The sequence below is a fragment of the Testudinibacter sp. TW-1 genome (genome assembly GCF_050613185.1).
Taxonomy (GTDB): domain Bacteria; phylum Pseudomonadota; class Gammaproteobacteria; order Enterobacterales; family Pasteurellaceae; genus Chelonobacter.
Map to the genome: position 1 here is coordinate 2,112,098 of NZ_CP192511.1, position 12,863 is coordinate 2,124,960.

A 12,863-nucleotide genomic window follows, 5' to 3' on the forward strand; every position below is an offset into this window, starting at 1 on the left:
CTTGATTTTCATGATAAAAGTAGGGACGGATTATCTATCCGCCCGAACTGAACATTGCATTTTTCCGTTGTAGATTAAATGCTTATACTGCACTTCGTAAACGGGCGGATAGATAATCCGCCCCTACGCAGTCTTATCGGTGACCTTGGTCGAGAATCTAATGGCTCTACTGATGTAAAGCCGTTTTGATCGCTTATTTCATTACTTTCAGCAATGCGTCACCGATATCAGCCAGACTGCGTACGGTGGTAACGCCTGCGGCTTCGAGGGCGGCAAATTTTTCATCGGCGGTGCCTTTGCCGCCGCTGATAATCGCACCGGCATGTCCCATACGTTTGCCTTTCGGTGCGGTAACGCCGGCAATATAAGAAACAACCGGTTTTTTGATGTGTTGTTTGATGTAGGCCGCCGCTTCTTCTTCCGCTGAACCGCCGATTTCGCCGATCATCACAATCGCTTCGGTTTCCGGATCTTGTTCGAACAAGGCTAAAATATCAATGAAGCTCGAGCCGGGAATCGGATCGCCGCCGATACCGACACAACCGGATTGCCCTAAGCCGCAGTCGGTAGTTTGTTTCACCGCCTCATAGGTCAGGGTGCCGGAGCGGGAGACGATTCCGACTTTGCCTTTTTGATGAATATTGCCCGGCATAATACCGATTTTGCATTCATCCGGGGTGATCACGCCGGGGCAGTTCGGACCGATCATCCGTACGCCGGTTTGATTTAGTTTTTGTTTCACCGCCAGCATATCCAAGGTCGGAATACCTTCGGTGATACAGATAATCAGTTGAATTCCGGCGTCAATCGCTTCTAAAATCGCATCTTTACAGCCTGCGGCAGGGACATAAATCACGCTGGCGGTTGCGCCGGTAGCTTGTACCGCTTCGGCAACGGTGTTAAACACCGGTAAGCCTAAATGGGTGGTGCCGCCCTTGCCCGGCGAAGTGCCGCCGACCAATTTTGTGCCGTAAGCCAGGGCTTGTTCGGAGTGAAACGTGCCTTGTCCGCCGGTGAAACCTTGGCAAATCACTTTGGTATGTTTATCAATTAAAATCGACATTATTTGTCCTCCGCGGCAGCGACGACGGCTTTGGCGGCGTCGGTTAAACTGTTGGCAGCGATAATGTTCAAACCGCTGTTGGCTAAAATTTCACGACCTAACGGGGCATTATTGCCCTCTAAGCGAACAATGACCGGAATACTGACGCCCACTTCGTTGACCGCAGCGATGATCCCATTTGCGATCAAGTCGCAACGCACGATACCGCCGAAAATATTGACTAAAACGGCTTTCACCGCACTGTCGGACAAAATGATTTTAAACGCTTCGGCAACCCGCTCTTTGGTGGCGCCGCCGCCGACATCCAGGAAGTTTGCCGGTTGCCCGCCGTGTAATTTGATGATGTCCATGGTTCCCATCGCCAAACCGGCGCCGTTGACCATACAGCCGATATTACCGTCCAGGGCGACATAATTTAGTTGCCATTTTTCGGCCAGGGCTTCACGCGGATCTTCTTGGCTCGGATCTTGCATGGTTTGCAGATCCGGGTGGCGGTAAGTGGCGTTGCCGTCGGTGACGATTTTAGCATCCAGGCAAAACAGTTGCCCATTGTCTAAAATCACTAACGGGTTGACTTCGACCAGGGCCAAATCTTTTTCCACAAACAACTTGGCAAGTTGGGTGAAAATATGGCTAAATTGTTTGATTTGATCGCCGATCAAGCCCAATTTAAACGCCAATTGCCGTCCTTGATACGGCATGCCGCCTAATAGCGGATCCAAGCTGATACGGTGTAACAGCTCCGGTGTTTTCTCCGCTACTTCTTCAATATCCATTCCGCCTTCGGTCGAGGCCATCACCACAACGGTTTGTGAACTGCGATCCAAAACCGCACTGAGGTACAGCTCTTTTTTGATTGAAGAGCATTGCTCAAGGTAAATCGTATTCACCGGCTGCCCGTTTTTATCGGTTTGAAAAGTGACGAGGCGTTGGCCGAACCACTGTTCGGCAAAGGTTTTGATTTCCGCTTCGCTTTTCACTAATTTTACACCGCCCGCCTTGCCGCGTCCGCCGGCATGAACCTGACATTTGGCAACCCAAGTGTCGCCACCGAGTTTTTTTGCCGCTTCAAGTAATTGTTCTACAGTTTGGCAGGCATAGCCGACCGGAACGGGAATTTGATAATCTGCAAAGATTTTTTTACTCTGATATTCATGCAAGTTCATTGGGGATCCTTTACTTTTTCCTATGAAATTTGAATTAGGTACCGCACTTGGTATGTTTTCTCCCTCCGCATGCGGAGGGAGAATTAGGCTGTTACTACATAGAGGCTTAAATCTCCAATAAAATCCGTGTCGGATCTTCTAACAATTCTTTAATCGTTACCAAGAAACCGACCGATTCGCGTCCGTCAATCAAACGGTGATCGTAGGACAGCGCAAGATACATCATCGGGCGAATCACGACTTGCCCGTCCAAGGCAATCGGGCGATCTTTAATCGCGTGCATGCCCAAAATCGCACTTTGCGGCGGATTGATGATCGGGGTGGACATTAAGGAGCCGAATACGCCGCCGTTGGTAATGGTGAAATTACCGCCGGTCAAATCTTCCACGGTCAATTTGCCGTCGCGTCCTTTTTCCGCCAACTCTTTGATTTGTTGCTCGATTTCTCCCATAGTCAATTTATCGCAGTTTTTCAACACCGGCGTTACCAAGCCGCGCGGCGTGGAAACCGCAATGCTGATGTCGAAATAGTTATGGTAAACAATATCTTCGCCATCGATTGAGGCATTGACTTCCGGATAACGTTTTAACGCTTCGACCACAGCTTTGATGTAGAATGACATAAAGCCAAGGCGCACGCCGTTGCGTTTTTCAAATTTTTCACCGTAGGCTTTGCGCAATTGCATAATCGGCGACATATCCACTTCATTGAAGGTGGTCAGCATTGCCGTGCTGTTTTTGGCTTCCAATAAGCGTTCGGCAACGCGTTTGCGCAAACGCGTCATCGGCACGCGTTTTTCACTGCGATTTGCCAAGGCAACCGAACTGTCGGTGCCTTCTTTATGAATGGTTTTCGCCTGTTTGGCAAGGTGCGCGTCGATGTCTTCACGGGTAATTCTGCCGCCGACACCGGAACCTTGAATATCGGATGAGTCAATATTGTTCTCGGCTAACAGACGGCGCACCGACGGGCTTAAATTTTCATTGGCGGCGCCGGTTTCGGTGCTCAATACCGCACTTTGGCGTTCTGCCGGGGTTGAAGCCGGAGCGGCGACGGTATCTTTGGTGACGGTGCCGGCGGTGGTCACCGGCTGCAATTTGCCGAGCAACTGGCTGCCGGTAACGGTGGCGCCTTCTTCCTGCAAGATGGATTCGATTATGCCGTCTTCCGTCGCAGGCACTTCCAGCACCACTTTATCGGTTTCGATTTCAACGATAATTTCATCACGGGCAACGCTGTCGCCCACTTTTTTGTGCCAAGTTGCAACGGTCGCATCGGCAACGGATTCGGGTAACACCGGGGTCAAAATATCAATATTGCTCATGTTTAGATCCTTTTTAGTTAAAATGTACACGAATAAAATACTTTATCTGCGTTTTGTCCAACGTTCAGTTATTCAATCGTCAGGGCTTCTTCCACTAAGGCTTTCTGTTGTGCGGCGTGCAAAGAGGCAAAACCGGTCGCCGGTGAGGCAGACGCCGGTCTGCCGACATAATTCAGCGTCGCCCCTGCCGGTAGCGAGGTTCGGAAATTATGCTGGCAACAATACCATGCGCCCTGATTGAGCGGTTCTTCCTGACACCAGATGAAATCTTTTACGTGTGAATAAGCCGCCAATACGTTTTGCATATCTTCACTCGGATACGGATACAGTTGCTCAATGCGGATTAATGCGATATTGGTTTGCTGTTTTTCACGGCGTTTTTCCAATAAGTCATAATAGACTTTGCCGGAACAGAACACGACGCGCTCAATTTGCGTCGGATCTAAATTATCCCATTCAGCCAGTACCGGTTGGAAAGTGCCTTCCAGTAATTCGCTCATGTCTGAAATTGCCAACGGATGGCGCAGTAATGATTTTGGCGTTAAGGCAATCAATGGACGGCGCATAGGACGGATACTTTGACGGCGCAGCATATGGTAAACCTGTGCCGGAGTCGAGGGCACGCACACCTGAATATTTTGCTCGGCGCAGAGCTGCAGATAGCGCTCCAAACGTGCCGAGGAGTGTTCCGGCCCTTGCCCTTCGTAACCGTGTGGCAACAGCATGGTCAAGCCGCACATTCTGCCCCATTTCTGTTCGCCGGAGCTGATAAACTGATCGATCACCACTTGCGCCACGTTGGCGAAATCACCGAATTGCGCTTCCCAAATCACCAAGGTTTTCGGATCGGAGGTGGCATAGCCGTATTCATAGGCAAGCACCGCTTCTTCCGATAACACCGAATCCCACACTTCAAACCGCCCTTGTTGGTTATGCAGGTTGGTTAGCGGGATATAGTAAGTGCCGTCTTCTTGATTATGTAATACCGCATGACGGTGGAAGAACGTGCCGCGACCGGAATCTTCGCCGGACAAACGGATTGAATGTCCGTCATCGAGCAGCGTGGCATATGCCATAATTTCCGCCATACCCCAGTCGAACGGTTTGTCGCCGACAGCCATCAGCTCGCGATCTTCATAAATTTTTTTCACTCGGCTGTGCAATTTATGCGAATCCGGGTAGAGGCAGATTTTTTTCGCCAATGCCACAAACCGCTCTTGCGGGAATTGATTGGCGTATGCGGCAGTCCAATCGTGATTCAGATAATTGATCCATTCTAACGAATTGCGATCTAACTCGCGCCATTCGTTGACGACACATTCGCCGTTATCCAAGGCATCACGGTATTCGTTCATCATCTCGAAAGTGCGGTCATCGCTCAACACATTTTCAGCGACCAAGCGGTCGGCATAGACTTTGCGCGGGGTCGGATGTTTCTTGATTTGTTTGTACATCATCGGTTGGGTCGCAGACGGTTCGTCGGCTTCGTTGTGACCGTGACGGCGGTAAGAGACCAAATCGATAAAAATATCTTTTTTGAATTCGGCACGGTATTCGACCGCCATGCGTGCCGCATACACCACCGCTTCCGGATCGTCGCCGTTGACATGGATAACCGGCGCGTCCACCATTTTGGCAATATCGGTACAATATTCGGTCGAACGGGTATCGCCGGTGTACGAGGTGGTGAAGCCGATACGATTGTTGATTACGATTCGAATCGTGCCGCCGATGGTATAACCGCGCGTTGCCGACATATTCAGCGTTTCCTGCACAATGCCTTGTCCGGTTACGGCGGAGTCGCCATGTACGGTAATGCCAAGCACTTTCACGTGGTCGGTGTCTTGCAGACGGGTTTGTCTGGCGCGGACGGAGCCGATCACCACCGGGCTGACGATTTCCAAATGTGATGGGTTAAACGCCAATGATAAGTGCACCGCGCCGTCATCCGTCATAAAGTTGGAGGAAAAACCTTGATGGTATTTCACGTCGCCGGTGCGGTCATGGCTGTGTTTGCCGGCAAATTCATCAAACAATTCAGCCGGTTTTTTTCCTAACACATTCACCAACATATTCAGACGTCCGCGGTGCGCCATGCCCATCACGACATCTTTCGCGCCGAATTTTCCGGCGTGGCGGATGATTTCTTTCATCAGCGGAATAAAAGCGTCACTGCCCTCTAACGAGAAGCGTTTGGCGCCGGGGAACTTGGCGCCCAAATAACGTTCCAACCCTTCGGCGGCGGTCAGTTCTTGCAGATAGGTTTGTTTTTCTTCATTGCTGAAGAGCGGTTTGTTCAGACGCGCTTCCATTTTTTTCTGCAGCCAGTCACGCACCTCGATATTATGCACGTGCATAAATTCCAAGCCGATGGTGCCGCAATAGGTTTCGTTCAGTTTTTCAGATAACTCGCGCAGAGTGATATTTTCCATATCATATACGTAGTTACCGATATTAAACTCTTCATCCAGATGTTTATCTTCCAAACCGTAGAATTGATAATCCAGATTCGGCACCGACAGCCGTTTCCACATTTTCAGCGGATCCAGATCGGCGCGCAAGTGTCCGCGATAGCGGAAGGCATTGATATATTGCAAAACCCGTACTAAACGCCGGCTGGCGCTTGGATCGATAATCGTATGCGTACCGGTTCGGTTGGTATTTTCTCTGGCGAGCTCGCGGAAGTAATCACGCACCGACGAGTGAGGCTGTTCCACGGAAGACGTTCGCGGAAATGTGCTGAAAATTTGTTGCCAACTGGCGTCCACACTTTGCGGATCGTTAAGATAGTCTTCATAGACTTGTTCGACATAAGTTTGGTTGGCTCCGCCCAATGCGCTGGAGTCAAGCCAATCCTGCATACCTTGTTGCATACTTTGCTGCATAGTACCGTTTTGCCGCATAACTACCTGACCTTTTTAAAATGACTCATAAGGATTAACATAATGAATATGGGGTTTTATCAGTAAATTTAACATGTTATCGCCGATAACCAAATAAAATATTGCCTCTACCCTAAACCGCCATATTGCCGTTTACCAAACCAATTATACTCAAAAAAAATTTTTATAATGTGACCTGCTTAGAAGTTTTTACAAAAAAGTAACATTTTGCGCAAAAGCCGCTTTAAATTTCGCGACGAAAAGACTAAATTGTTGAAAATTCATTTTACACAGCCCTTTTATTTATGCTAATAAAGGAGTAATCGCATTATTATTTCAACGGTAAATCGAATTTATTTTAACAAAAATCTAACAAACGTAGGGAGTGGTCATGTCAGAATTAAAAGCAACATTATCAATCAGCGACGGTCGCGAGCTTGAGCTGGATGTACATCGTGCAGTGCTGGGTTATGATTCGGTGGATGTACAATCATTGGTGAAAAATCATTTATTTACCTTTGACCCCGGCTTTATGTCAACCGCCTCTTGTCAGTCTGCGATCACCTATATTGACGGTGATGAAGGCGTTTTATTGCACCGTGGTTATCCGATTGAGCAATTGGCGGAAAATGCCGATTATTTGGAAGTGTCGTATCTGCTGTTATTTGGCGAAAGACCGAATCTTGAGCAATATAAGGCATTTGAGGCTCGGGTGAAAAAACACACCTTGGTACATGAGCAGATTTCCCGCTTCTTCCATGGTTTCCGCCGAGATTCACATCCGATGGCGATTATGTGCGGGGTCAGCGGCGCATTGGCAGCGTTCTATCATGACTCCACCGACGTGAATAATATCTATCACCGCGAACTGACCGCTTACCGTTTATTGGCGAAAATGCCGACGTTGGCGGCGATGTGTTACAAATATTCCATCGGGCAGCCGTTTATGTACCCGCAACGCCATTTGTCCTTCTCCGGCAACTTCCTGTATATGATGTTTGCCACCCCGTGTGAGCCATATGTGGTTAATCCGGTGTTAGAAAAAGCGATGGATAAAATCTTTATCCTGCACGCCGATCACGAGCAAAACGCCTCGACTTCCACGGTACGTACCGCCGCTTCTTCCGGTGCGAACCCATTTGCTTGTATTGCCGCAGGGATTGCCTCTCTTTGGGGGCCGGCACACGGTGGTGCCAACGAAGCCTGTATCAATATGTTGGAAGAAATCGGCAGCGTCGATCGTATTCCGGAATATATCGAAAAAGCCAAAGATAAAAACGATCCGTTCCGCTTGATGGGCTTCGGACATCGGGTATATAAAAATTACGATCCGCGAGCCAAAGTGATGCGCCAAACTTGCCATGAAGTGCTGAAAGAATTGAACGTGCAAAATCCGTTGTTGGATGTGGCGATGGAATTGGAACGCATTGCATTGAGCGATCCGTATTTTGTCGATCACAAACTGTATCCGAATGTAGATTTTTATTCCGGTATTATCTTAAAAGCCATCGGCATTCCGGTGTCGATGTTCACCGTGATGTTTGCGTTGGCAAGAACCGTCGGTTGGATCGCCCATTGGAAAGAGATGTATAACCAAGGGGCAATCAAAATCGTGCGTCCGCGTCAATTGTATGTCGGACACCCGACGCGCGATTTTGGCAAAATGGATAAAATCTAATTCTCATCACTGAGCAAACCGCACTTTAACCAAAGTGCGGTTTTTTCAAACCATTTTCAAGCAAACTCACGCCAATTTAAGTATAAAATTAAATCCTCTTTTATTTACGCATTTATTATTTAGCAGGCTATAAAATAGCTTTGTTTTTCTCCCTTCCTAGTCACGCCATTTGATATTTAATTTAAATAGATAAATCATTTCTTTTTCCCTTATTTTTGAAACAATCGCCATTGCTATTGTTATTGTTATTGTTATTGTTATAATGCATGGAATTTATGTTTTTTGTAAATATTACCCATTCAAGTCAAGGTATCTATAACTATGAGAAATAATCACTCATCTAAACGTTTTAAACTCAATTTCTACAGCAAAGCAAGGGGATTTTCACCTAAGTTACTGTTTTTAATAACACCAATCTATTTAACAAATGCTTACGCTTCTGTAGTGCGGCATGATATTGATTACCGTGAATATATTAAGTTCGGCAATAATGCCGGGAAATATGAAGCCGGAGCAACCGATGTAAAAGTGTATAAAAAAGACGGCACATTGAGCACCGGGAATATTGAAGGTGACGGTAAAGACAGCATTCCATTAATGCCGAATTTTTATTCGGTTTCGGATAAAGGGTATGCCACTCCGGTCAGCCATAATATTGTGGTAACAGCGGCACACATGGTAGATATGTACAGCAATGAAAGTTATGGCAAGCGTTTTTATCGCACGGATATATCGCTATTTAAAAATAGTATTACAGAAAATGACGACGATGATCAAAAGGAAAAGAATTATCTGGCATTTATTTTTTCAGATGAGGAAGTTAATAAAAAAAATTACGATTATGGGTATGCCCAAGATTATAATCAAGTTGTCAATATGAAAAATCTTTCCGGTGGTTATGATGCCAGTTATATCCGCACGAAAAAATTAATGTTTGATGTTGAGCCTTATGAACTGAAAGAGTTTAGCGGGATCAATGTCAATGATTTATTAGCGCGAAATGGTGCAGGAGCATTTTCACAAGCAATTCGCCCTTATGAACAAACCGGTAATCCTATTTATAATACCTATACTTATGTACACGGCGGATTAGCGCAAGTAAAAGAAATCAGACCTGAAGCGAAATACAATCTGCAAAGTAACCACCTTTCTTATCAACTATGGCCAGAAGCCAAAAATGCGTTAGATTCGACCAGCCGAGGCGGTGACAGTGGCTCACCGGTTTTTTGGTGGGATAAAGAAAATAAAAAATGGTGGTTATTGGGCGTCAATTCGCGTGCGGGACGTGGCGCGCTAGGGCGTGCCTCCGGTTATGGCAAAGAGGGTATTATGGAATCTTTGCCGAGAATGCAGGCACTTTTAACGGAAATGAATTATAAAAAAGAAGTGGGTGAGGGAAATACAATTACTATCACCACTGCACGAGAAGGCGTTAATAAAGCGGCATATTTTAAAGTATCAGATGGAAACACATTTAAATTATATACAACGCGTTATTATGGCGGAGATCGAACGCTTGATAAAGAAAGCAAAGATTTATATTTAACCAATTCCTCCGGTGGCAGTATCGAATTAAACATTAATGGTGATACAGATATTGGCAGTATTCCAATTTATTTTGAAACCGATGCGAAAATTACCGGAGCGGGAAAATTTGATTTAAGCGGTATGTCGGTTGGCGCAGGAAAAACCGTTACCGCAGAGCTGACATTGGTGCAAGGTACAGATTGGCGCAAAGTAGGAGCAGGCACGCTACGTTTATCTGGAAAATCAGCCGGAAAAGGCAGTGTTGCAATCGGTGACGGAACATTAGAACTGAATACCGACGGTGGTATTGCGGCGGAAAAAATTATGCTTGCAACAGGAAAACCGACGGTTAAATTACTGAAAGACGGACAGTTCAATACAGATAAAATCTATTTTGGCGTGCGGGGCGGTGCGTTAGATTTAAATGGCTATAATGCTGAGTTTGAAAATATTTACCACATGGATCGTGGCGCCAATATTAAAAATGACAATAAAGCGAAAAAATCCGTATTTACCTTTAAACCGACTGAATCAGTTAATTACTTAGGGCAGTTTAATGGCAATTTAGATCTGACATTTAAGCCAAATAATAAAGATACTGTTTGGATATTGCGCGGTGATAGTAAAATTGACGGTGATGTTAAAATTGAAAACGGTACATTCAGCCTGAATGCCGATCGATTGATTTATTCAACAATGGTGAGAAATGGAATTAAAATAGGGACTACGCTTGCGGATTATAATCGCAGAGAATGGCGACCGCATACGTTCCAAGCAAAAAATATTACCGTGGGCAGCGGGGCAACGCTTGGCGTGGGACGCGCCTCGACTCTTATCGCTGAAGAAGTGAAATTTAGTGGCAATAACAAATTTAATATTGAAATTTCTGATTCAGACAGCAAACGCCACGATCCGACTCAAGACGCGATAAAAGGCGATAAATTCTCTGATCCGACATTCCACAATCCTAAAGTGCAGGCTAATTTAACGTTCACCGGCTCAAATAACCAAGTGAAATTTAATATGCCAAAAGATTTCACTGCTACCTTTGAAGGCAGCATGAGCGGTGCGGCGGATATTATTACCCAAGGTGAAGGAAGTGCGGTTTGGAAAAATACCAAACCGACCAATCTCACCACCAAAATATCAGCGAAAACCGCACTTTTAATCGAAAATACAGATAAGTTAAATCTTACATTAAAATCTAATGGGGATAACTTCACTTTAAATAATAAAAAGGAAGCAACATTTAACTTTATGAATGGTGCGACACAATTAACCGATAAAGTGCGGTTAAATCTCGAAAATGGCAGCCATTTGACATTATCGGGATTAGATAACGTAACAAAACGTAATGTAATTATTAATGCAGATATTCAACGCGGTACGCTAGAAAACAGTTATTTTCCAACAATTACCCTTGCCAACGGCGCAACTACATTTAATTTTAAACAGCGTATATTAGATACCAATTTAATTTTAAACGGTGGTGCACTGGGGTTATTTCAACCTTTAACCGTGGCAGGTGATTTTAGTTCAAGCAATAGTGGCAAAATTGATTTTGGTACGATCGATGATATTAAAACAAAATCAGAAAATGGCAGTTATGAACTTAATAATAAATTAACAATTGACGGCTCGGCGAGCGGAGTTGTGACACCGATCTTTACACTTAGCGATACCGTAACGGCGAAATTAGCTAATCCAGTCAATAAGTTGGTCTTTGTAGATTATAAAACCGGGAGTTTGCAATTTGAAAGTGCGGTCAGAACCGCAAAAAACGGCTTGGAATTCGATTTTACATTTGATCGCTCAAACACGTATTTAATGGAAAAAGAGAAAATTGTTACACCCGCTCCAGTGATCGAGACGAAAATTGATTCAACCACTTATGTGCCACTTACTTTGATTGAGCCTGCAAAAATGTGGGAGTCGGTTTCAACCACGGATACCGAAGCAAAAACCGAATTTGATATTGATACGTTAAAAGAGGTTATTGTCGGATCAACCACGGATACCGAAGTAAAAACCGAATTTGATATTGATACGTTAAAAGAGGTTATTGTCGGATCAACCACGGATAGCGAAGCAAAAACCGAATTTGATATTGATACGTTAAAAGAGGTTACTGTCGGTTCAACTATGGAAACAGAAGTAAAACCAACATTAGATCCCGTAACATTAACTGAATTTGTAGTAAATTCGGAAGAGAATAATATTAATGCGGAGGCACTTGACCCGGATAGCCTGAAAGAGCATGAAATTCAATCCACAACCGCAGAAGCTAAACCGACTTTAGATCCGGCGACATTGATAAAGCCTACAACAATCAGCTTAACCGCCAAAACCGCCCCTGAAGTCGGTGAATATCTGACCTTGATCGGCAGTGCGCGCAATGTGTTGAATATCAATTTAAATACGGTGAAAGAAGGTTTCAGCGTACAGTATGAAAACTACGCTGAAAATGATAATTACCGTCATCTGCATAATTTTAACAGCAAAGTGCGCGGCAACGGCGTGGTGTTTAATGCGGTGAAACGGCAGAGGGAGAGCGAATTCGGGCTACAAGCGCGAATGGCAGATTTGAATACCACCACTTCATCGGATAAAGTGCGGTTAAGCTCCAAAACCAAATTGGTTTCTGCGATTGCGCATGCCGGTTATGAGATCGGTGATTTTAAATTCTATGGCGCATTGGGTGTGGCAAAAGCCCGTTTTAAAACCAATATTGATGCCGATAAAGGATTGCAGGCAAATAACCGTAGCATAAACAACAGCTTTAATTCGACAGGCGTTTTTGCCAAAGGCGGCGTGCGTTATCGTCAAACATTTGGCAATATCAGCCTGCGCGAATATGTAGCGTTGTCCTATAATAATTTGGGTTTAGGCACATTCACCGACAGCAACGGCGACAAGGTGCGGGTGAAAGACAGTGCGCCATTCACGGCGGAAGCCGGAATCGGATTGGATTATCAATGGGATAAATGGCAAATCCGCAGCGGCATTGGCGCAAGCTACGATTTGGGCAAGCTGAAAGTGAGCTATGTTGATATTGATCGGGAATATACGCGCGGTTTGGGCAAACTCAAATTGAATCTTGATTTAGGCTTGCAATATCAGTTGATGAATAACCTGTATCTGACCCAAGATACCAAAATTGCGTTGCAATCCAAAGGGTTTAATCACAGTTTGATGAATATTGGCGTGCGGTTTACTTGGTAAG

The 12,863-nt window shown here is 45.4% G+C and carries 6 protein-coding genes; 2 read left to right on the forward strand and 4 right to left on the reverse strand.

Annotated features, from left to right (window positions below; all coding sequences use genetic code 11):
* Positions 1-193: 193 nt before the first annotated feature.
* From sucD to sucA, 4 genes are all read right to left on the reverse strand, one after another.
* Positions 194-1,063 carry a succinate--CoA ligase subunit alpha gene (gene sucD / locus ACQ31U_RS10100; RefSeq protein WP_431051697.1) on the reverse strand — a complete coding sequence of 290 codons (870 nt, stop codon included), beginning with the start codon at positions 1,061-1,063 and terminating at the stop codon, positions 194-196.
* A complete protein-coding gene (gene sucC / locus ACQ31U_RS10105; protein ID WP_431051699.1) occupies positions 1,063-2,229 on the reverse strand; it encodes an ADP-forming succinate--CoA ligase subunit beta in 1,167 nt (388 codons plus the stop codon). The genes sucD and sucC overlap by 1 nt, the downstream gene beginning before the upstream one ends.
* A 106-nt stretch (positions 2,230-2,335) precedes the next feature.
* Positions 2,336-3,553, reverse strand: a complete 1,218-nt coding sequence (odhB, locus tag ACQ31U_RS10110; RefSeq protein WP_431051701.1) for a 2-oxoglutarate dehydrogenase complex dihydrolipoyllysine-residue succinyltransferase — start codon at positions 3,551-3,553, stop codon at positions 2,336-2,338.
* Between the two features lie 68 nt (positions 3,554-3,621).
* A complete protein-coding gene (gene sucA, locus ACQ31U_RS10115; RefSeq protein ID WP_431054325.1) occupies positions 3,622-6,438 on the reverse strand; it encodes a 2-oxoglutarate dehydrogenase E1 component in 2,817 nt (938 codons plus the stop codon).
* Between the two features lie 388 nt (positions 6,439-6,826).
* Here sucA and ACQ31U_RS10120 point away from each other — a divergent pair, with 388 nt between their 5' ends.
* Both ACQ31U_RS10120 and ACQ31U_RS10125 read left to right on the forward strand, forming a co-directional pair.
* Positions 6,827-8,113: a citrate synthase gene (locus tag ACQ31U_RS10120; RefSeq protein WP_431051703.1), complete on the forward strand. Its 1,287-nt coding sequence runs from the start codon at positions 6,827-6,829 to the stop codon at positions 8,111-8,113.
* 321 nt (positions 8,114-8,434) lie between these two features.
* Positions 8,435-12,862, forward strand: a complete 4,428-nt coding sequence (locus tag ACQ31U_RS10125; RefSeq protein ID WP_431051705.1) for a S6 family peptidase — start codon at positions 8,435-8,437, stop codon at positions 12,860-12,862.
* Position 12,863: the final 1 nt, after the last annotated feature.

Bases quoted from the DNA above. Each gene is read 5' to 3' on its own strand.
- sucD (WP_431051697.1), bottom strand. From the start codon at position 1,063: ATGTCGATTTTAATTGATAAACATACCAAAGTGATTTGCCAAGGTTTC.
- sucC (WP_431051699.1), bottom strand. From the start codon at position 2,229: ATGAACTTGCATGAATATCAGAGTAAAAAAATCTTTGCAGATTATCAA.
- odhB (WP_431051701.1), bottom strand. From the start codon at position 3,553: ATGAGCAATATTGATATTTTGACCCCGGTGTTACCCGAATCCGTTGCC.
- sucA (WP_431054325.1), bottom strand. From the start codon at position 6,438: ATGCAGCAAAGTATGCAACAAGGTATGCAGGATTGGCTTGACTCCAGC.
- ACQ31U_RS10120 (WP_431051703.1), top strand. From the start codon at position 6,827: ATGTCAGAATTAAAAGCAACATTATCAATCAGCGACGGTCGCGAGCTT.
- ACQ31U_RS10125 (WP_431051705.1), top strand. From the start codon at position 8,435: ATGAGAAATAATCACTCATCTAAACGTTTTAAACTCAATTTCTACAGC.